Origin of the sequence: Paenibacillus intestini (assembly GCF_030803945.1) — a bacterium.
Lineage (GTDB): Bacteria > Bacillota > Bacilli > Paenibacillales > Paenibacillaceae > Paenibacillus > Paenibacillus polysaccharolyticus.
Window position 1 is genome coordinate 327,452 of record NZ_JAURUN010000003.1, and the last position, 24,583, is coordinate 352,034.

6 protein-coding genes are annotated in these 24,583 nt (G+C 47.3%); all 6 read left to right on the forward strand.

Features of this window, described 5'->3' with window-relative positions; translation table 11 throughout:
* From J2T16_RS10765 to J2T16_RS10790, 6 genes are read left to right on the forward strand one after another with little or no spacing between them, the layout of a single operon-like run.
* A complete protein-coding gene (locus J2T16_RS10765; protein WP_499018470.1) occupies positions 1-16,734 on the forward strand; it encodes an amino acid adenylation domain-containing protein in 16,734 nt (5,577 codons plus the stop codon).
* On the forward strand, positions 16,724-20,866 hold the full coding sequence (locus J2T16_RS10770; protein WP_499018330.1) for a beta-ketoacyl synthase N-terminal-like domain-containing protein: 4,143 nt from the start codon (positions 16,724-16,726) through the stop codon (positions 20,864-20,866). Before J2T16_RS10765 ends, J2T16_RS10770 begins: the two co-directional genes overlap by 11 nt.
* Complete coding sequence (locus J2T16_RS10775) at positions 20,863-21,120, forward strand: acyl carrier protein (RefSeq protein WP_090914993.1); 258 nt, start codon at positions 20,863-20,865, stop codon at positions 21,118-21,120. Before J2T16_RS10770 ends, J2T16_RS10775 begins: the two co-directional genes overlap by 4 nt.
* The gene (locus tag J2T16_RS10780) at positions 21,117-22,274 is read left to right on the forward strand and encodes an acyl-CoA dehydrogenase family protein (protein ID WP_154887944.1); all 1,158 of its coding nucleotides are present in this window, start codon (positions 21,117-21,119) and stop codon (positions 22,272-22,274) included. Before J2T16_RS10775 ends, J2T16_RS10780 begins: the two co-directional genes overlap by 4 nt.
* Positions 22,271-23,251 carry an ACP S-malonyltransferase gene (locus J2T16_RS10785; RefSeq protein WP_154887946.1) on the forward strand — a complete coding sequence of 327 codons (981 nt, stop codon included), beginning with the start codon at positions 22,271-22,273 and terminating at the stop codon, positions 23,249-23,251. Before J2T16_RS10780 ends, J2T16_RS10785 begins: the two co-directional genes overlap by 4 nt.
* Positions 23,248-24,570, forward strand: coding sequence for an aspartate aminotransferase family protein (locus J2T16_RS10790; protein ID WP_186809609.1), 1,323 nt, complete (start codon positions 23,248-23,250; stop codon positions 24,568-24,570). The genes J2T16_RS10785 and J2T16_RS10790 overlap by 4 nt, the downstream gene beginning before the upstream one ends.
* Positions 24,571-24,583: the final 13 nt, after the last annotated feature.

Genomic DNA, 24,583 nt, shown 5'->3' on the forward strand with positions numbered 1-24,583 from the left:
ATGGTACGTAAAACCGTGGAACTCTCCGAAACACAAAAGGGAATCTATTTTGATTGCCAAGTGAATGATCCATCTTCTTATAACATCTCCGCTTCGATACAAATCGAAAGGCTTCAACTTGAAGCCTTTCGACGTTCCATCGAGTTGCTCATGCATGAACAAGTCGTGCTCCGCACGCACATTGAGATACAGCAGGACAGACCAGTTCTGGCGATCCACGATGATGTGGAGTACTCACTGATTTTGCGGGATCTGAGTCAAGCTCATCAGGATGGCAAGGAACAGCAACTGGAGGCATACATTGAAGAATGTATTCAGGCTCCCTTCATATTGGAGCAAGGCCCTTTATTTCGAATCATGCTTGTACATATGGACGAGAACACACATGTTCTTACTTTATGTATCCACCATTTAATCTGTGACGGTATGTCTCTGGAAATTTTTAAAAATAAACTTCTCCATGCGTACACCTGCATCCTGCAGGATCTACCTTTGGACATAAAGCAGGATCAGGGCTTTATCTCTTATATCGAATCAGAGAATACGAAAATACAAGAGAACAAGTATAACCGTGAGCGTGAGTTCTGGTTATCCAAAATGAACGGTGCAGAGCCCCTGGAACTGCAGCATGACTATCCGGCTGGCGGTTCGCAGACCGGTGTGGGACATGAGCTACGTTTTGATATTCCAGAGGCGTTGATGGCGGATATTACAGAGATGTCAAAGGAGCATGAGGTTACGGTATTTATGTTTTTCATGGGGGCATTCAGTATTCTCTTGAATAAATATGCAGGCAAAGAGGATATCACGTTTGCTTCTCCGTATTCCCATCGTCCGGATATCGAATTGGAAGAAACGATTGGCTGTTTTGTACATATGTTGCCGATGCGGTTCCAGATTGACCTTGAATCTAAATTTGGTTCTCTCCTTAAGCAAGTTACTGCAGCCTGGATCGATACGTATAAACACATTGGATATCCTAATAATTTAATCGTCAGAGACAGTATGTTGCAGGTGCAACCAGGCTCACCATCGGTATTTGATATCTCCTTTGTGTATGACTCATATGAGGAGGATCTGCCAGGAAGCCAGCTTGTGGAACAGGATAAGGTTACTTTCCCAGGTGATCTGATGGTTGTATTAAACGGCACACCTCAAGGTACACAGCTGAAACTGCAATATAAACCGAATGTGTTTCGAACAGACTCCATTGAACGAATGGGTCAGCGCTTCTTATTCCTCATGCAACAGCTGGTAACTGCACCAGAGAAGAGCATTGGTGAATACAGCCTGCTGATGCAGGAAGAGCAGGAGCAATTGCTGCATCAATTTAACCAAACTTCATATTTTCCCTACACTCCGCAGCATATCATCGATGTTTTTCATACAAAAGTAACAAAGCACCCAGAACGAGTAGCTCTACTCGAAGGAAAAGAAAAACAAACCTACGCACAAGTTAATGCAAAGGCCAATCAATTGGCAAAACAGATCATCGCACGGAAAAAGACCGAAAACGAGGCAGTCGGCGTACAAATGCTACGTTCTTCCGATCTGGTCATCGCCTTGCTGGCTGTTCTGAAGGCTGGATGTGCTTTTGTTCCCCTAGACCCTTCCTATCCGGTATCCAGAAAAGCCTACATTTTATCCGATGCGAATATATCCACCGTTATTGCCATCCGGCCAGAAGCAGAGGATGACTCGCTTCCGGCTCACTATATCTACACAGAAGATGGGATGGTATACACGGGAGACAGCTCCAATCTCGAAGATCCTCTAGATCCTTACAGTCTCGCCTACATTATGTACACGTCGGGATCAACGGGCAAACCTAAAGGGGTCATGATTGAGAATCATAGTGTGGTCAATACATTGCTTGATTTGGAACGTCGTTTTCCAGTACAAGCGAGTGATGTGTATATGTTAAAAACTGCGTATACCTTTGATGTATCCTGTACAGAATTGTTTGGTTGGTTTATGGGTGAGGGAGCATTAAGTATTCTGCCGCCAGGCGAGGAGAAGAACCCGGACCAGATATTGACTACAGTAGCTGAACATCAGGTGACTCATATCAACTTTGTGCCGACGCTATTCCGTCTTTTTCTCGAGACGATGGAACTTCGTTCTGATCTCTCAGGACTGGACACGCTGAAATGGGTATTTGTAGGCGGAGAGGCCGTCACACCCGATATCATTAAAAAATTCAACCAACTGAATATCCGGGCAAGCCTGGATAATGTATACGGTCCTACGGAATGTACGATATGGGTCTCCCATTATCCATTGAGTGCCTATGAAGGGCATGGAAACATACCCATTGGTTCCCCATTGAACGAGTCCAGATGGTATGTCGTTGGAAGCCGGGATGAATTGCAGCCTTTGGGCATTCCGGGGGAACTATGTCTGAGCGGTGTAGGTCTTGCACGCGGATATTTGAACCTGGAAGAAATGACAAGGGAAAAATTCGTTCCTAACCCTTTCTTTGACGAAGAGAAGGACCCTGAGTATTTCAGAATGATGTACCGCACTGGGGATATGGTTCGCTCCCTTCCAAGCGGAACGATTGAATACCTGGGGCGCATTGATTTTCAGGTCAAAATTCAGGGTGCAAGGTTAGAGACAGGTGAGATCGAAAATACTCTTTCATCTTACCCGGGAGTCATTCAAACCGTCGTTGTGATGAAATCCTCCGAGACAGGGTCCGGTTTACTGTATGCCTATTATTTGTCGGAGCAGGAATTGCCTGTGGCTGATCTGAGAGACCATTTGTCCAAATCTCTGCCAGCTTATATGATTCCATCTGTTTTTGTACATAAATCGGAGTTCCCACTCAATAGTAGCGGGAAAATTGATCGCAATGCACTAATTGCAGATACCACTCATATTCACACTTCAAGCACGGCTTACGTTGCTCCAGCCACGGAATTAGAGCGGCAGATTGCATCGGTATGGGCAGAAGTGCTCGGTGTCGAGAAAGTCGGGAGAGATGATCATTTCTTTGAACTTGGTGGCAATTCATTTTCCGTTATTCAGGCTCATAATCGTTTAAAGCATCGTACTGATGTGGATTTCCCAGTGCCCCGCTTTTTTGAGCGTCCTACACTGCGGCAGTTTGCAGCATTGGGACAGAAACAGGAGACAGCACGGATACCGATGTTGCGAGAAGAACGTTTTGGACGGAAAGCGGGTATTCTGCGTGATGATATTGCCATTGTAGGGATGTCCGTGAATGTACCCGGAGCAGAGGATATTCATGAATTCTGGCGTAATCTGATGGCACAAGAGGAGAGCATTCATTTTTACAGTGATGAGGAACTGAGGACGCTCGGTGTAGACGAGGCATTGCTGCGTTCTCCTCGTTATGTTAAAGCCAAAGGGCGGGTCAACGGGATTGAGGAGTTTGATGCTGGCTTTTTCGACTATACACCTGGCGAAGTTAAAATGATGTCCCCTCAGTTCAGACTAATGTATCAGGGAATATGGGAAGCATTTGAGGATGCTGGGTGCAGACCTGATGAAGCAGGCAAAGTCGGCGTTTTCCTCGGTGGATCGGATGACTTTGAGTGGTATCGACAAGTGCTGTTCGGGGATGCGGGATACAGCAGCAAATATGAAGCATTTACACTCAGCACCAATCATTTTTTGGCTACACGCATGGCCTACAAGTTGAACCTTAGAGGTCCTGCTTATACAGCTCTTACGGGATGTTCAACGTCTTTGGTCACTCCACATCTGGCATGTCAGTCTTTAATCGTTGGAGAATGTGATGTCGCTGTGGCTGGTGGAATTACAGTAGAGCTGCCGAATGAAGGTGGCTACGTGTACGAGGATGGCATGATGTTTGCCTCGGATGGCCATTGCCGTCCATTTGATGCAGCTGCAAGCGGCACGGTGTTCTCCAATGGGATGGGGATCGTGGTGTTGAAGCGGTTGAGTGATGCATTGCGAGATACAGATCATATTTACGGTGTCATTAAAGGTTCAGCCATTAATAATGACGGTCAGGAGAAGCTGAGCTTCCTTGCGCCAAGTGTAAGCGGTCAGGCAGAGGTCATTCAGGATGCGTATCAGGCAGCCGGAGTTGATCCCGAAACGGTTAGTTACATTGAGGCGCATGGCACAGGCACACTTCTGGGTGATCCGATTGAAGTTGAATCGTTGACACGTGCTTTTGCCTCCGAGAAAAAGCAGTTCTGTTATCTTGGCTCAGTAAAAGGCAACGTGGGACATATGGATACAGCGGCTGGCGTTGTTGGTTTGATTAAGGTTGCACTTAGTCTTGATCAAGGATATATCCCGGGTACCGCCAATTATGAACAACCGAATCCGAAGATTGATTTTGCAAGCACGCCCTTCAAGGTCAACTCGCAGGGGGTGGACTGGAAACCAGGTGAAGCTGGTGTTCTGCGTGCAGGGATTAATTCATTTGGTGTGGGAGGCACGAATGCTCACATGGTGTTGGAGGAGGCTCCAAAGATGGACAAGTGCAGTCCGGATGATGATGTCAATGTAATGATTTTTTCAGCCAAAACAGAGTACTCGCTGAGCCGCACTGCTGAACAAATTATGGAGCATCTCGCGCAGCATCCAGAGATATCCATTTCGGACGCAGCGTGGACATTGCAGACCGGTCGAACGGGTTTTGCTTATCGTAAGGCACTGGTTCTGGATAAAAGCTGGAAAGATGATCCCGAGCAATGCATGCGTCAGCTGGAGAAGGCAAAAATGGTTCATTCGCCGCAAGATCGGCGTCCGGTTTATTTTATGTTCCCTGGGCAGGGCAGTCAGTATCAGGGCATGGGTGCAGCATTGTACAAATCGACAGAGCAGTCAGGCATTGCACCACTTTTCAAGAAGCATGTACAGCAGATTGTGGATCTGCTTCCTGAAGAAGAGCGAGAAGAGATTCTGTCTGTTGTATACGGTGATCAGCATCCAGAGCGAATTAACCAGACGGAGTACAGCCAATTTGCGCTATTCATGACCAGTTATGCCATGGCTCAATCCTTGATTGATCTGGGCATCAGGCCAGATGGCATGATCGGACATAGCATCGGAGAACTGACAGCAGCTGTGGTTGCAGGTGTATTTGATCTTGCAGATGCTGTACAGATCGTAAGGCTACGGGGACGTTTGATGCAGCAACAACAGCCAGGTGTCATGCTCGCCATCATGGAGGACTCTCCGTTGGTAAAATCCCAATTGGAAGAAGGTACGTGGCTGGCTCTAGTCAACACAACAGGTTCCAGTGTCATTGGCGGGACGGCAGAGGCGATTGACCGAATGGAAGAAAAGGCCGGAAGACTCGGCTGGAAATGCGTTCGTGTGAAAACCTCCCATGCCTTCCATACACCGATGATGAAGGATGCTGCGATGGAATTTGAACACAGTCTGTCCGCTTATTTGCTGCATAGCCCGCGGATTCCATTGCTTTCGAATACGAGCGGAACATGGGCATTGCCGGATGAGATCGTAAGTCCAGACTACTGGGCAAGGCATATTTTAGAGCCGGTGTTGTTTGAAGCAAACTTGGCTGAAATGTTAAAGGAAGAACAAGCTGTATTCATTGAGGTTGGGGCAGGACGGACATTAAGCTCATTTGTGAGACAGCACAGTCAGTCCAAGGAAACACAATCCGTATTGAATATGTTGCGTCACGTTAGAGAAACAGAACCGGACGTGCTGTATACAAACCGCAGAATCGCCGAGTTATGGTGCGAGGGCCTTCAGCCGGACTGGAAAGTACTCAAGGGACAGAACGTGCGCCGCAAATGCTCCTTGCCAACCTATCATTTTGATAAGCAGCATTATCCAATTGGCCAGTCGCTTATTGGTGGTTCGACGTTGGAAGGAACAAGCAGTAGTCGACATACACCTCAGTCGAGTGAACAATATAGCAACACGTCCCTTTCCGTTGCGGGAGGTTATGCAGGTAGTCTGGAGGCCATGAAACGGGTTGTTCTGGAGGCGTATGAAACGATTTTTGGCATAAATGACCTGGAAGAGCATGTTAATTTCTTCGCCGTTGGTGGAGACTCGCTCAAAGCAGTCAGTTTGTCCGCATCGATTCGGTCTTCCATCGGGATTCAGGCAGAGGTTGCGGATGTGTTTAACCATGCTACACCAGCCCAACTGGCGGAACATCTCTTTGCAATGGTTGAGCCGCAAGTACAGAAGCAGAACATGATTGAGGCTGCGCCGATAATGGATGCCTATCCAATCTCATCTGCGCAGATGAGTATGTTCACTCAATCCATGCTGGATCCAAATAGCACGGCGTATAATTTGCCGTCGGCTACCCTGATCGAAGGAGATTTGGATCATGCCAGAGTAGAGGCTGCACTGGAAAAGCTGGTGCAATGTCATGAAGCGCTTCGAACGACGTTTGCAATACGCGGAGATCAGGTGGTGCAGATGGTTCATGCATCCGTTCCTTTAGATTTCAGCTTTACCGAGCAGTATTTAGCCGATGAACAAGAGACTTCTGCTTTGATTCAGACGCTGATTCGTCCTTTTGAGCTTCATCAGGCTCCACTCATGCGAGTGAACCTGATTAGAACAGGAGCGCGCAAGCATCTGTTGTTCTTTGATATCCATCATATTATTGCGGACGGTACTTCCGTTGAGTTGATTACACGCGACTTCAATGCACTGTATTTTGGGGAGGAACGCACTGTCCGGTTACATTACAAAGATTATGCGGTCTGGCAACAGCAGCGTCTTACCTCTCAGGCTTATCAGCCGCATCAAACATACTGGCTGGAACGGTTGAGTCCAACACCGCCTGTACTGCAGCTTCCACTTGATCATGATCGTCCATTACAGCGAGAGATGAAAGGTGAACGAGTTCATTTCACGTTGAGCCACTCGTTAACGGAGCGATTGCACAAGCTGGCTTCATCCACGGAAGTTTCCATGTATATGGTGATGTTGAGTGTATGGAATCTTCTGTTAGCGAGTCGAACAGGTCAGCAGGACATCGTAGTCGGGACCCCCGTAGCGGGTAGGTTACAGGAAGAATGGAAAGAGACAGTTGGAATGTTTGTGAATATGATTGCCATGCGGAATTATCCAGCATCAGATCGGACCTATACCGCTTTTTTACAAGAGCTGAAACAGCATACACTCGATGCTTTTGCACATCAGGAGTATCCATTTAATGAGCTTGTAACGCAGCTTGGACTTAAGCGGGAACTGAACCGTAATGCCATCTTTGATGTGTGTTTTGATTATCAGAACATGGAACTGCATGATCTTGAGCTTCATGGACTTCAATTCAGTTCTATTCCTGTGGAGACCGGAGTCTCAACTTATGACCTGTTGTTAACATGTCAGGAGAACAGGGAGCAGCAAGTCATTGAAGGGTACATTGAATATGCGTTAGACCTGTTCCGGGGTGAAACGGTTGAGCGTATGATTCAAGAATTCATTGAACTATGTGAGCAGGTTGTGCAACAACCGGATGCACCTCTAGGTAAGCTGTATGAACGAGTCCAGCGTGCTTCGGGAGCTGAGGTTCATCGGTTGGCGGGACCCATTTTACATTATGATCATACCCTGAGCTTGCATCGTTTGTTTGAACTACAGGCAGAGCGTATACCAGACCAGACTGCACTTATTGTTTCTTCGGGCAAGGAACTTACCTACCTTGAGCTTAATGAGCGAGCGAATGCGTTGGCTTGGAAGCTAATTGATCGAGGGGTACGTAGAGATGAACCTGTAGGCATATTAACTGGCCGGGATGAAACTCTCATTATTATGTTGATCGCAGTACTCAAAGCGGGTGCAGCTTACCTGCCTATAGATCCAGCATTTCCACCGCAACGTATTCTGGACATGATGCAAGATAGCAAGATGAAGTTGCTACTGTGCACTGCTAATGAGGCCAATGTCGTGGCTTTTGAAGGCGAACGCATCGTTTATGAGCCTGATTTTGCTGACGAACGTTCAACTATTAATCCGAATGTGGACGTTCTATCTTCTGACTTGTCTTGTGTCATCTTCACCTCTGGATCCACCGGAAGGCCTAAAGGGGTAATGATTGCTCACGATGCGATGGTCAATTTTGTGGAAGACATCAGGCATCGAAACCTTTTTGAATATGAAACAGATCGAATGATTAGTGTAACAACGGTATCTTTTGATATTTTCGGATTTGAAGTGTGGGCACCATTGTGTACAGGGCATCCTCTATATTTGGCAGATGAGCAGGAACAGCTTGATCCCGTTCTTGCCGCGCGCCAGATAAGGCAGCATGGCGTAACGCATATTCTCAGCACGGTATCCCGGATTAAAGCATTTGTTGAAAATTCGGAATTTGCCAAGGTACTCCCTCATCTTCGGTGTGTTCTTACCGGAGGAGAAAGTGTTCCGGCAGGACTTCTGACTGATATTAAAAAATATTCGTCCGCCCGTGTCTTTAATATGTATGGCCCTACCGAAACGACGATTTGGTCAACGACCAAAGAGTTGCAACAATCTGGACTCATTACGATTGGCAAACCTATTGCTAATACGGAGCTTTATATCGTGGATGAAGAGGGTGAATTCCTGCCTCCCGGAAATTATGGAGAACTCTGCATTGCAGGCCGCGGGGTGTCCAGAGGTTACCTGAATAATCTGACCGAAACGACTGCCAAGTTCATTGACAATGCAAAGGTTCTGGGTGGACGTATGTACCGGACAGGTGACTTGGCTCGTGTGTTGCAGGACGGGGAGGTCGAACTAGCGGGACGTTTGGATCAGCAAGTGAAGATCAGAGGATACAGGATCGAATTAAACGAGATCGAGCAAATGGCTATGAGCTATGAACGTTTGAGAGAAGCCGTCGTGAAGGTCGAAGGAAACCAGCCTGAGCAGTTGCAACTGGTGCTCTACTACAGCTTGAAGCCGGACATAAGTGTATCGAATATGGAAGAGCAGGACACTTTGCTCAGGTCTTGGCTGAAACAGAAGTTGCCACAGTATATGATGCCTTCACGCATCATTCGTCTAGACAAGCTGCCAGTTCTGCCGAATGGCAAACTGAATCGGAATGCCCTTCAATGGACTGACTTTGGAGCGATTGAGGCGATCGAAGCTAATGAGAAGCCAGCTCCATCTTTAATGGCTGGTTCTTCTTCTCCAGTGGGAAGAGAACAGGCTCGCAAAGAGCTGGAGCAGATGCTGGTTGAAACATGGAAAGAGATGTTGAACCGGGATCATGTCGGAGTACAAGAGCACTTTTTTGATATTGGCGGTAACTCGCTAGGTCTGATCTTGATTAATAACCGGTTAAACGCTTATCTTGGGAAAAATATTCCGCTTGTGCAGTTGTTTGAACACTCTTCCATTACTTCGCTCGTTGATCATCTGATGTCTGAACAGATGTCAGCTTCTGTGGATGTACCTGTTCAGAATGAACACGAGCAAGAGCATGTATCCAGGGAAGTCATCGCGAGCACGAGCACTGCGGTCAAACCTGATCCTTCAATGATGCAAGAAAGAGTGATAAACATCAAAACAGATGCGGATGTGAACAGCAGGAACAGAAGCACTTCCCCATCGGATATCGCTGTTATAGGTATGGCCGGTCGTTTTCCAGGATCAAAAAATATCGAGGAGTTCTGGGATAATCTGATGGCAGGTAAGGACGGCATTACCCGACTGACTGAAGAAGAATTGGCAGCAGCAGGGGTGCGGCCTGAAGAGTATAAACATCCTGAATATGTTCGAGCCAAAGGCGTTTTGCAAGATACCGAGTTTTTTGATTCCGGATTTTTCGAATACCCGTATCAGGAGTCCGATATGATGGACCCGCAGATTAGACTGCTTCATCAGTGTTCCTGGGAAGCGCTTGAACATGCGGGCTGTGATCCATACCGGTACTCAGGTTCCATCGGTTTATTTGCCGGAAGCGGATTGAGTTTACCATGGATGGTTCAATTCCTGGGTCGTTCAGGTGATCTGCTGCAAGCTTTTGAAGCGATGACGCTGAATGAGAAGGATTATATTACGACACGTATATCTCACAAGCTGAATCTAAGAGGGCCAAGTATGGCTGTGCAGACGGCATGCTCGACCTCGCTCGTCGCGATTCATCAGGCAGCAGAATCACTGATCCGGGGAGAATGTGACGTGGCTCTCGCAGGGGGAGTGTCTATCTCTTATCCGCTCAAAGAAGGGTATCACTGGCATGAAGGCATGATCTATTCCAAGGACGGGCATTGCAGAGCGTTCGACGAACAGGCCTCAGGTACGGTTTCGGGGAACGGGTGCGGCATGGTTGTGCTGAAGCCGCTTCATGATGCTTTGCGCGATGGGGATCAGGTCTTTGCGGTGATCAAAGGCTCAGCGATTAACAATGATGGATTGGATAAAATCGGATATACTGCGCCAAGTGTTACCGGACAGGTGAAGGTCATTCAAACCGCACTTGACCGCTCGGGGGTGTCTCCACAGGAAATCAATTATGTGGAGGCACATGGGACAGGCACCAAGCTCGGTGATCCCATCGAGATCGAAGCACTTAGACAGTCCTGGGGAACGGATAAACGTAATTATTGCGCCCTCGGTTCGGTCAAAGCAAACATCGGTCATCTGGACGCTGCAGCGGGTGTTGCCGGATTTATCAAAACCGTTCTAACGTTGCATCACCGAACAGTTCCGCCGCAGATTTATATGGAAAGAAGCAATCCTATGCTGGAACTGGAACGCAGTCCTTTCTACATTAATCAGGAGCCGCAATACTTCAAAGATCAGCAGCAGGTTCTGCGCGCAGCGGTAAGTTCCTTCGGCATTGGCGGCACGAATGCTCACGTGATTTTGGAGCAACCGCCCGTACGAGAGAGTCAAAGTGTGTATCAGCCTGTACACTTACTCCCGTTCTCGGCCAAGAGCGAATCCGCTCTGGATCGAACGTATCATTCGGTTTTACAAGCACTCGAAAAAATGCCGGAACAGATGCCGAGTGCTGCTTGGACATTGCAAGAGGGAAGAAGTCGATTTAACTATCGTAAAGCTCTTGTCGTTGTGGATGGCTACGTCCCTTCGCAAGATCAGGTGGAGGAACATGAAGCACAAGCGAGTGTGAACCAGGGGGATAAGCCTAAAGTAATGTTCTACATCCGTGGGGATGTTTTATGGGAACCACACGTGATTCGGGAACTTTATGCTTCCAGGTATCGTAGTCTAGTGTCTGAACGATTCAAGCAATACTTTGAAGAAGTACTGAGCTTTTTTGAATCCAAGGAACAGTATGCACTTCGTCAAAGTATAGGCAGGCCAATTCGGGATTCAGACCTGAAATTTATGTATTGCTTTGTGGTGCAGTACGCTCTGTTTGCAACGTTGATTGAGTCAGGGGTTAAACCGGATGGAATGTGTGGAGAAGGTGTCGGTGAACTGGTCGGACAGGTCATTAGCAATACGCTTGAGTTGGCTCATGCGGTGCGTCTCTTATATAGCCGTGAAGATTGGCAGACACAAGAAGGTGCCTTGTCTGAGGCAATGAGTACGATCGACACATCAAAGAATTCTTTACTGTCTGCGGAAAAGATACTTTGGGTTACAGCCTGTCCGCTACAGAACGGAGAGCTTGTAGACAACGATATATTGAAGGATGCGCAGGTTATCTCTCTTACCGGAGATCGTTCCAGCTCGCTTGAAGCCGATATCTATTTCATGAAAACACTGGGATATTGCTGGTGCAGAGGCATCGAACTGAATTGGGCACATATTAACGGACAGAGCTCTGGGCAAAAGATATCTCTCCCTACTTATTCGTTCGATCCAATCGTTCATAAGCATGATGTTCCGCTGTACCTGCTTACAGGTGTACCTCAAACTGCGGCTTCTCAGACTTCATTACCAGAACAGGCGAACACAGGCAAGAGTAGAGTCCGTTTGAATGTGGATGAAGTATACGACACCACTGCTCAGTTCTGGCAAGAGTTGCTTGGTTGTGAATCAGTGAACTCCGAGGATGATTTCTTCCAGCTTGGTGGACATTCCCTCAAAGCTATCACTCTGGCATCCCGAGTCAAGGAAACATTCGGAGTTGCTATGGGACTAGAGGATGTCTTCGATCATTCTGTGCTTGCCCGTATGGTGGCATGGATCGATCAGCAACAAGACAATGGGTTGGATCATTCGGGATCAGGAGACAGCATTTTCCCAGCAGCATACAAAGACCGATACAAGACGACTTCTGCGCAACGAAGAATGTTCGTGGTACATGAATGGATGCAAGGCGAGAGCACAGCCTACAATCTTGCAAGTTCGTACCGGTTGAAGGGAGCGCTCGATACGGCACAATTTACAGCGGTGATGGATGCTCTCGTACAGCGGCATGAGGCGTTTCGTACGCGCTTTGAAATGCTTGAAGGTGAACTATACCAGGTCATTGAGGATCAGGTTTCAAGTGTAGTGGAGTTGCTGGAACTTGAAAAAGAAGAGCCGGAGCAGCAATTGATGCAATGGCTGCAACCATTTGATCTGACCCAGGCACCACTGGTTCGTGTAAAGCTTGCCCGCCTGTCCGATGACGAACATATTCTGTTCATAGATATGCATCATATTATCTCTGATCAGAGTTCCATCGCGATTCTTATGCAAGAATTTGCCCGGTTATATAGTGGGGAATCTTTAGAACCATTATCGATTCAGTACAAGGACTATGCTGAATGGATTGATCAATCTACATCAGACGGGCATGCTGCCGAAGATGAGGCGTTTTGGCTTGAAGAATTCAAGGATGTGCCTGCGTCTGTCGAATTGCTTACAGATTACCCGAGACGTGGAGAACTTTCTAACCAGGGTGGCCGAATTAGCAGTGAGTTTGGAGAACAGTTAAGTGAACAGATTAATGATTTTTGTGCAAAACAGGGATTGACTCCCTACATGTTATTCATGGCGGCTTTAAATGTGTTGATCTCCAAATACACGGGACAGCATGATCTGGTCGTTGGCACAGCTGTAGCCGGAAGAGAGAAGCCAGAACTGAATCACGTAATGGGTATGTTTGTAAACATGCTCGCCATTCGTACTATATTAGACAAGGATCAGCCTGTTGAGCTTTATCTGAACGAAGTTCGTAGCAAGCTGTTATCCTGTTATGAACATCAGCAATATCCATATGAAGCGTTGGTTGAGAAGCTTGATCTGATGGGTGATGGGAGCCGTAATCCACTTTTCGATATTGTTCTTAATTACATTAATATGGGTACGGATGAGCTTGAAGCAGGGACATTACAAGTTGAGTCCTGGATGGATGGCAAGGTGGATGCCAAGTTTGATCAGACCTGGACGGTTGTTGAACACCACCAACAGTATACGCTTGAACTGGAATATCGTTCTGAATTGTTCCATGCACGATCCATGGAAATGATGATGGACAAGTTCCGGTATATCTTAACTCAGATGGTCACAGGAGAGGTAGAGCGGGTTCGTCAGATCAAGCTTACTGTGCCTGAAGAGGATGAATGGCTGTTATTCGGTGTCAACGACAACCACATGGACTATCCGCGGGAAGCAACAATTCCCGAACTATTTGAGGAACAAGTTCAATTACATCCACAGAAGACAGCCTTGGTGTGGGGGAACGAGGAGTGGAGTTATGCTGATGTGTATGCACAGGTTCAGAAGCTTGCATCTCGCATACTCGGACAAGACGTGGCATCAGGCTCAAGTATTGCTTTGATCCTGGACCGCGGACCGATCCAGATGATCAGTATCCTTGCTACACTAACCATAGGTTGTAAATATGTACCAATTGATTCGGCATCACCGCCGGCTCGCATTGAATTTATTTTACAAGATTGCAATGCGTCTATACTTTTGACCGAAGAATCGTATGCCTCGGCATGGAAATCAGCGGTTCCACGTGTTATGGTCCCGTCCGCAGAACTGGAATCGTTTGTTTCAGGAGAGTCTGTAGAGCCTATAGTCCAGCAGATAAAGACTGTTGCAGTCGATCCGGCATATATCATCTATACGTCAGGTTCGACCGGAATGCCAAAGGGAACGGTGATGAGTCACCGCAATGTCATTAAAGTGATGAAGAAAAGCAATTTTGTGACGGTGGTGCCTGAGGACCGGGTATTACAAGTTTCCAATTATGCGTTTGACGGTTCGATCTTTGATATTTTTGCTTCCTTAATTAATGGGGCTACCCTGGTACTTATTCCAAAAGAGATCATTCTCGATATGGCACGTCTGGCGGCAGTGATTCGTCAGCAGCAAATATCAGTATTTTTCATTACAACCTCGTTGTTTAATATGCTGGTGGATTGGGATGCAGCATGCCTGAAGCATGTTCGCAGAGTGATGTTTGGGGGCGAAGCGGCATCCGTGAGCCACGCAAATAAAGCAATGGCATGTGTCGGACCAGGCGTACTGTTAAATGGATACGGACCGACGGAAGCGACTTTCTTTGCCTCCTATTATTTACTGGAGCAAACAGAGCCGTATACCGACTCTCTGCCTATAGGTTATCCATTGTCCAATACAGCTCTATATGTTCTGGACGAGGATATGAATCCTGTTCCTGCCAATGTGCCAGGCGAGTTATATATTAGCGGGGATGCGGTAGGTATTGGATATTTGAACCGGGAAGAGCTGACTTTAAAACATTTTATAGCTGATCCTTTCCGCAAAGGCGAACGGATGTACCGGACAGGAGATATCGTCAAGCGTCTACATGATGGCCGTTTGATCTTTATTGAACGATCTGATTTTCAAGTGAAAATCAGGGGGTTCCGAATTGAGTTATCGGAGATCCACAATTGCTTGGAGCAGCTTCCGGGAATCAGGGATGCTTTTGTGATGACAGCGACAGATGCATCTGGAAGTTTATATGTCACTGCATTTTATACATGTGAATCCAACATCTCACGAACGGTTGATAATGTTCGAGCAGAGTTGCACAAGCGGCTGCCTGAATACATGGTACCTGCACAGATCTGGCGAATGGATCATCTGCCTATTAATGCTAACGGCAAGGTGGATCGGAAGGCTTTAGCTGATCTGGTAGAAGCGCAGTCCGTTCCTACAGCGACAGATTCTGTCCTGACGGAGATAGAGCAAAAAATCCTTGCAGCCATGAGAAAGGTACTGAGTAATCCGAACTTTGGCGTAAACGATCATTTCTTCCAAAATGGTGGACATTCGCTTAAAGGTATCGCACTCACGCAAATTTTGTCAAAAGAAGGAATTGCCATCAGTGTGAGCGAATTATTCCAATATCCTACAGTTAGAGCGTTTGCGAATTCGCTGGAAATGCTGAATTCTCCATCTAGTTTATTCGAAGAAAGCCTGCATATTCAGTCCCCTATCGCAGTTCCCCAAGACATATCACTTCATGAGAAACAATTAGACAGCCTGGTGTTACATGTCTTGAATAATTGTAATCAGGTTTCAAGTTTCATGGCGGGAACACCTGTTATCGGTTGCTTCCCACTATCTCCAATTCAAAGAGCACATGCTTCTACAACTGCACGAGCAAGCGGTTTTACAACCATATTGGAGGGTAATTTAAATGAATTTACTGTGAAAAGACTGATTCTCGGCGTGATTGCCCGTCATCAGTTGCTACACAGCATTATATATGAGGAAGACACGTTACAGTGGCATCAGTGTGATTTGTCCGAAGCAGCAGATATGTTGCAACAACTCATTCCATATCTTGATGTTCGTCCCTACGCCCTTGCTACGCTGGAAAAAATGGAGCACAAACTAATTCAGTCGCTATTACACAAGTCGCATACACTCGATGGTTTGCCATGGCGTCTGTGTATTCTGCGAACAGGAGCTAGTAAGCACAAACTGATTTGGAGTTTCGATCACCTTGCCTTTGATGGCATGAGCGCCGAGATCATTAAGCAGCAACTTGAGTCGGCAATTGCCCGTAATCAGCAATCTGGAATGATCGCTACAGAAGGTTCATTGGAGATACGCAAATATGAGGATTATGTAAACATGCTGTCTCGAGGGCCTGTTAACATCACTGAGCATGAACTCGAGGAGCGGTATTCCATTCAGGCTTGGCAACATTGCAATAGTAGCGTTATGAATCAACTGTTAATCACCACAGGCGAGTCAGCGCCTTCAGCGATGACGGTTGAAATACCGCGTACAGATATTACAGACCAAGATCTTAATGAGTCCTGGTGGAACTATTTTAAATCCTTTGCTGGCATTATCGCTTCTTATCTGAATGCGAAAGAGTTGCCTGTTGCGCTTGTGCATTATGGCCGAGAGTATGGACAAGAAACGTATTATGATCACGTAGGTGAATTCCTCGATCTGATTCCGATTCTTGTGCATGCTGATTTTGCTCAGGAAGATTTGGTGGAACGCTTGGACTTCACGAAACGACACAGCATTAACTTTATGGCGCTGACAGATGACTCGTTCATGACGTCTCCGTATTCCAAAATTCAAAGACAATTGGCTACAGCCTACAGACAGACGGGTCAGGAGCCAAGGAAACTTATTTTGTTCAACTTCCAGGGCTTTATCTCCAGCGAGGAGACCATCCCAGAGTTCGAACAGATCGATGACTCCGGGTCTAATCCGAGCCTCGCATACATGGAATGGGTCATTCGATACGATGAAAATTCTGTGTACGTGCACCTGGGGTGTCATACAGGTCTGGATACGGAGCGCTTGAAACAGCAGATTGAGGAGCAACTCGGCAGTTACGAGAATGTAAAAGTGAAAGTTCATAATGAGGCAGCGGAGGTGCAACATGTCCAGTAAATCCATACAACGAGGGCCGGAGTTGATTGTGCCGGAGCATTATGCAACAGTTGCTGAACTTCTTATGTATATCGCTGACAAACATCCGGATAAGGGAATCACTTATATCAGTTCATCCGGCGAAGAACAGTTTGAATCGTATCCTGAGCTGCTGAAGCAAGGACGTCTGTATCTTCAAGGCTTGCTTGAGAGCGGGTTAACTAAGGGACAAGTCGTTATATTGGAGATTGATCATTCACAGCAGTTTTATCGTACATTTTGGGCTTGTATTCTGGGCGGCATTATTGTCGCCCCGGTCAGTCCTCCTGCCTCCTGGGAGCCGGGTTCAGCTGGTCTGGAGAAATTCACGAAAATATGGGGAATCCTCGGGAAACCTGTGGTAGTCGTAGAAGAAGCATTTTTGCCAAAATACGAACAGCTTACTGAGAGTCCAATTTTTGAGGGATTGAACTGCATTAGCGTTAGCAAGCTTCAGACAAGTTATACAGTTGCCGAAATAAGTCTGACTGCTCCTGAAGAGGTCGTATTTCTACAGTTTTCGTCAGGAAGTACAGGTATCCCTAAGGGAGTACAGTTAACGAATCGTAATATTATTGCGAACAGTATTGCATGCAAGACCTTCCTTGGTGCTGAAGAAGGAGATAACGTGTTTACTTGGCTGCCTCATACGCATGACATGGGAATGTTCGGGCAACACCTAACGACTGTACTAAGCGCTGCTAATTTAATGGTTATGTCTCCGTATACCTTTGTAAGATCCCCTTACTTGTTCCTACGCAAAATTACGGAACATCAAGGGAAGTGGTTCTGCTGCACAAACTTTGGTTTTGAATGGATGGTTCAAAAGATCCCGGATTCCAAACTGGCTTCGCTTGATTTGTCTTCGCTGCGCATGGCCCTAAACGGTGCCGAGCCCATATCGACCAAAGTTATTGAACGATTTGCTCAAAAATTCAGTTCCTGTGGTTACCGCACGGATATGATGTTTCCTGCTTACGGCATGGCTGAGGCAACTGTGGGTGTGTGTACCTGGAGGTTGAAAGAGGAGCCGCGCATCGAACAAATATCACGTAAAGCGCTTGTGCAACAAGGAAAAGCGATTCCGGTGGATGCCGCTGTTCATGACCCGGCAGATCTGATTGAGTTTGTGCATGAAGGTTATCCCATGACGGGAATCCAGATTCGAATAGCCGATGAGTACGGCGAAGTTGTCGATGAGCGCACGGTGGGTGAAATCCAGATTCGCGGGGAATCCGTAACCTCCGGATATTACAATCTGCCAGAAGTCAATCGAGAGCTATTCGTGGACGGATGGCTGAAGACGGGGGATCTCGGTTTTATGGCGGAAGGTTCCCTTGTTGTAAGTGGACGAATCAAGGATATCGTATTCATCCGTGGTCAAAATCATTACGCACATGATTTGGAAGAAATTTTATATCAAAATGGCAGTATTCCAAGAGGCAATCTGACGGTTGTGGGACATTTCAATAACATTTCCCAAACGGAAGAACTGCTTGTATTTGTAAAATATAAATCGAACACTCCGCAGTTTCTGGAAATAAGGCAGGACTTAATAGATCGGATGAGGGCTGGTCTAGGAATAGAGATTACTCATGTTCTTCCGATTAAGGTTATTCCGAAAACGACTAGCGGCAAAGTTCAGCGTTTTATGCTGAGAAACGAATATGAGGGCGGTGCATTTAACAAGGATATCGAGGCCATTGAAGCCATGCTCCTTCAAAACCAATCACAGTCCATTGCGGAGAGTGTTCATCCGTTAACTTTGGAGCAGACTGTGCGTGGGGCTTGGGCTGAAGTTCTACAGTTGCCTGTGGAGAAAGTAGCGGTGGATATTCCGTTTCTGGCACTAGGTGGAAACTCCATTCTTGCCTATCAATTACTTGATAAGTTGTCTGCACACATGGGACGTGAACTGGGACAGGAAGTACTCGTCTTTGGCAGAACGGTACAGGAAATGGTCGAATATCTTCAGGAACTTCCCGAAGAGAACAGGTCACTCGAAAATGAAATACGCCCGGATAATCAGTTGAACGTACACCGAGCGATTGCAATAACAGGGTTGTCCCTTCGGCTTCCTGATGCAGATACACAAGAGGAGTTCTGGAGCAATCTCGTTCAAGGATTGGACAGTGTGGATCAGGTGAGTCCGGAACGAGCTGTACGCTCCAAACGGCCGGATTGGACAGATTGGATTGGAGAATTAAAGAACCCGGATACTTTTGACCACGAATTTTTTGAAATGCCGACGGAACAGGCTTCATTTATGGATCCGCAGCACCGCAAATTGCTGGAGGTTGCCTATGAGGCGCTCGAGGATGCAGGCATGATCGTGGATCAGGAGGAAAAACGTGATGTCGGTGTATATGTTGGTATTAACCCCAGCTCCTACTTTGATCTCGTTGTAGATTACATGAATCGTAGCAAGGGATTCGAGGTGCACTCTCATGCGATGGTTGGCAATATGTCCAATATCGCAGCGGCATCGATCTCACACTTATACAATTTCACGGGCCCGGCGCTGGCCATTGATACCGCTTGTTCTTCCTTTCTCGTAGCCTTGACGCAAGCAGTGGCAGCGATTCAGGACAAACGTATCTCTGGCGCAGTTGTAGGCGGAGCAAGCATTTTGGCAACACCTCATGTGCACCAGTTATCACGTAATGCGGGAATATGCTCTTCTACACAACATACCAAGGTGTTTGATCAGGGAGCTGATGGTTCGGTTATTGGTGAGGGTGCAGTAGTTGTATACCTGGAGCCGCTAACAGAGGCAGTTCGCGCAAATAAACATATCTATGGCGTGATCCGTGGCACAGCGGTGAATAACGATGGGTACTCTTTAGGTATTATGGCACCTAATCCTCAGGGGCAATATGAAGTGCTACGAGCTGCATATAACGATGCCAATCTGAATCCAAAAGAAATCTCGTATATCGAGGCGCATGGATCAGGAACAAGAATTGGAGATCCCATTGAAGTGAATGCGTTACTCCGTCTGTTTCAGGAGAAAGGATACGGCGAAGGCACCTCTATCGGTCTAGGCTCGGTCAAAACCAATATAGGACATTTATTCGCAGCATCCAGTGGAGCTAGTCTGGCCAAAGTTTTGCTTAGTATGCAGCACAAGGAACTTCCTCCAAGTCTGCATATGAATAACCCTAATCCAGCTCTTCGCCTGGAACAGTCTCCTTTTTATATCGTTAATGAGCATAAAGATTGGACGGTACCCCAAGGAAAAACGCGTAAAGCTGGTATTAGTTCATTTGGTCTTGGCGGCACGAATGCCCATATTGTGCTGGAGGAGTGGAATGCACCGGCAGTCTGGAGACAGGACACGGAACGGGATCAATTGTTAACCTTCTCTGCCAAGTCAGAGCAGGCGTTGCAAAAGCTGATTCATAGTACGAAAAAGTATCTGGAAGAACATCCGGATCTCCGACTAACGGACGTGTGCTTCACACGGAACAGGTATCGAAAGCATTACCGTTATCGTGCCGCTGTCGCAGTAAAAGAGACCGGGGAGTGGAGTCAGGAAAGCTTGCAATTTGGCTTCAAAAAGAGAAGCCGAGCCGCCCGTGTCAACATCGTTGTTGGAGGAAATAAGTTGGAATTGGCTGATCAGGAGTATTGGGCGAACCTACTCGAATCCCTCATGCGTATCGTACCTTCCATCCAGGAGGTTCGTGGCATTGACGGTGGAGAACAAATGCTGTCCCAGCTCAAGCTGAACGATAAGGCGGATTCCACCCAGGCTCCAGATAAGCCGACAATCACGCTGAATCGCAGCAAAATAACATTCGGAAGTATTCAGGATGCAAACTGCCCGATGGCGAGTGCAGATATTGTTGTAATGCTGGCTACTTGTGATGGGGTCGAACCTGCGGGAGGTACAGGCAAAGAGAGTTATATCCACTTGTCCGGAGCGACAACGCTTACTATGGAAACACAATTAGCCTTGTTGCTGGGACAGCTCTACGTGCGTGGTGCTTCACTGGATTGGGAACAGTTGCATCCCGATGGAACGGGCCAGATCGTGCATTTACCAGCGCATCCATTCGAGCCACATGTACATTGGGTAGGGGCGAATCAGGGAACGGAGGTCTTGATATGACAAGAGAAGAGATTGAAGGGTTTATTAAAGGGGAAATCGCTGCCGCACTGAAACAGGAACCTGATGAGATTGATGAAGAAACGAATTTCTTGAAAATAGGGGTTTCTTCCGTCCAGGCACTCAAAATTATAAATCGTACACGTAAACATCTGCAGGTGGATATTAGTCCTGTTGCGTTGTTTGAATACAAGACGATTGCAGAATTCGCTTCATATCTTCATGAATCGCTTCTTCAAGGGGAGGCAGTCGAATGATTGAACTGGATTCGAAACAGGAGCAAGAGATTCTCCATGAAGCCGAGTTATTTGCTACCCGTGAGATTCGTCCTTATGCCTGGCAAATTCAGGAGCAGCAGTCTATCCCCCGCTCGTTAATTCGTGCTATGGCCGAAAGAGGGTATTTAGCTGCATCTATTCCACATGAGTATGGGGGAATGGGTCTTGGTCCCAAAGCATACGGACTGTTAACGGAAGTATTTGGTAAAGCACTTCCGGCGGTTCGAAGCTTATTGACGGTACATACTTCACTGGTGAGCGAAACTTTGGTACGTTTCGGATCGCCAGATCAAAAGTCGTCCTGGCTACCCAAGTTGGTCCGTGGGGAATGGATCGGAGCGTTTGGACTGACAGAGCCCGAGATCGGGTCGGATGCCAAAAACGTAAAGACAACTTGGCGGGAAGAAGCGGACTGTTATGTACTTAATGGAAAGAAAAAGTGGATTACCTTTGGAGACGTAGCGGATGTGTTCATTATTGTTGCCTCCCAAGAAGGGAGGAGTACAGCATTCTGGGTTGAACGTCAGTTTGACGGTGTGCAGACGCAAGCCATCGAGGGTGTAATGGTTGGTGGCGAGACAGGAATCGCTGAAATTGATCTTCATGAAGTTCGTGTGCCCAAAAGCCATCTGATTGGGCGTATGCACGAAGGCTTTGAGTACATCGTAAGCGGTGCGCTTGATCAGGGCAGATATAGCATCGCTTGGGCAGGACTCGCTATAGCGCAGGAGGCTTTGGACTCCATGGTGACCTATTCACGCAAGCGAAAGCAATTTGACCAAAAACTCAGTCATTTCCAGCTCATCCGCGGCATGATTGGTGATGCAGTAACGAAAGTCCATGCAGCAAGAGCGCTATGTTTGCGGGCAGCCGAGCTTAGAGAAGCCAAGGACCCGCAGGCTGTCATGGAAACAACGATTGCTAAATATTTTACATCCAAAATTGCAGTAGAAGTGGCAAATGATGCGCTCCAGGTTCATGGAGCCAATGGAATTAGCAGTGAGTATCCGGTATCCAGACTGTACAAGGAGGCTAAAATCCTGGAGATTATTGAAGGCTCCTCCCAGATGCAGCAGGAGATGATCTCACACTATGGGCTGAAAACCTATTACAAGCGTGGCGGTGGGCTATGACGATCTGCGCATTATTTCCAGGGCAAGGTAGCCAATATATCGGGATGTGCAGTGATCTCTTAGAGAGAGAAACGGAAGTCCGGTTGATTTTTGCCGAAGCGAGTGAGGTTATCGGGTTTGATCTCAGAGATTTGATTCTGGCCGGCTCACTGGAGCAACTGACACAATCCGAATATGCTCAGCCCGCTGTACTTACAGCAAGTTATGCGTTGTTTGATTCCTTCGTTCGCCGGACTGGAATTAATCCAGATTATGCGATTGGTCACAGCCTGGGTGAGATCTCTGCTTTGGTGGCTGCTGGTGCATTAAAGTTTGCAGATGCAGTCCGCTTTTCGGCTTCACGGGGGGCATTGATGCATCGTGCAATACAGGAACAGAAGGGCAGAGCAGGAATTGTCGTTGATATGAGTCAAGCAGAACTCGAAAACATCGTTGCCAATATTCGAGAGGTTCATTACGTGACTATCTCGGGGTATAACTCACCTAACCAATTCGTTGTTGCAGGTGAGGTGGGAGGTTTGCGTTTGCTGGATGATCTCGTGGATCAAGCTGGAGGGGAATTCATTCCCTTCCGCATGATGCCTATGAAAGCAGATGCGCCATATCATAGCGAACTGATGCAATTTATCCAGCCTGAGATGGACGCAATGGTATCTAAGCTTTCCTTTACCGAGCCTGCATTTGCGATATGTTCCACAGTGAATGGAGAGTTCATCCAAGCAGCAGAGGATATCCCAAGGTTACTGACAGCTCAGCTGTTGCAGCCGATTCACTGGATTCAGGCTTTAGCGCAAATTCGGCGGTTGGGTGCGAGCATTTGGATGGATGTCGGGCCAGGCCAGAGTGTGAGAAATATGATTGCCGAGTACGACACTTCAATCACTGCCTATTCGTTGGATGATTCGCAGGATCAGTCGAAGCTCCTGGCAATGTATGCGGCAGGGATTCAAACATACCGGGGAGGAGAAGCGCGATGATTACTACAAATATGATGGCGTATAACCAGCGAGTGAAACAACACCTTCCTGGCGGTGTGCACTATAATTTCCATCTTCCCTGGGAGGAGACACCGCTACACTTTGCCCATGCATCCCGAAGCAGGGTAACCGATATGAACGGCCGTGAGTATCTGGATCTCTATGCCCGCTTTGGTGCACTTATTGTAGGGCACGGTAACGAGGAATATAACGAATGCCTGAAGGATACGATTGATCGTGTTCTGTCGGTAAGCCATTGTGATCTGGACGCTGAGGCATTGGAGTTAATCCACCAATATGTACCTTCGGCTGAGATGATTCGGTTTGGGTTATCGGGTACAGAAATTGTGCAAAATGCACTGCGCCTTGCCCGCGCCTGGACAGGCAAAAATCGCTTTGTTCGTTTTGAAGGTCATTATCATGGCAATTCAGATAACATTATGGGCGGTAAAACGCCCAGAACAGGTTTGCCTGTACCTTCGGACTATCCTGGTGACATGAAGGGAACACAGGGAAGGGCAAGGGATGTCATGGAATCCCAATCCTATCTGCTACCTTGGAACGATGCTGCCCGTTTGGAAGAATTGTTTGTTGAACATGGTGATGACATTGCAGCAGTAATCATGGAGCCGGTTTGTGTTAACGGAGGCGGAGTCATGCCAGCTCCAGGTTATCTGCAAAGAGTGAGACAACTATGTGATCATCATCAGGTTGTACTTATTTTTGATGAGATCATTACAGGGTTTCGTATGGGACTTGGCGGGGCTCAGGAGATGTTTGGTGTTACGCCCGACCTGACTACGCTGGGAAAAGCGATTGCTGGCGGCGGTGTTCCCGTGTCTGCTCTAGTTGGCCGAGCCGATATCATGAAGCTGCTGGTGGACAAAAAAGTAATTCATGCGGGAACGTTTAACGGTTATCCGTTAGGTACAGCCGCGGTGAAAGCAACGCTCGAAATGTTGGGCCGCAATGGAGGAGAAGCCATGAATCGTATGAATCTTCACGCCGAGATGATTCATGACATTCTCACAAGGGAAGCAGCGAAGGTGGGGCTCCCCCTTGTTGTTCAAGGCCCAGCGGGATGCGCTTCCTATCATTGTTGCACCGAAGAACTTAGCAGTACGGCCGATTATACATTTGAATTGATGTCCTTTGATATTTTGTTGAATGGCAAGCTCGCGGAACACGGTATTCTTGTATCGACACTCTCTCGCATGTATCCGAACATTATGCTGGACATGAAAGATGTGGCCTGGTTCAGCGAGCGTGTCCCTGCGGCGATTGCGGAGATGAAAGAGCTCTACGATGAACTTGTCTAATACCGCCAGATCA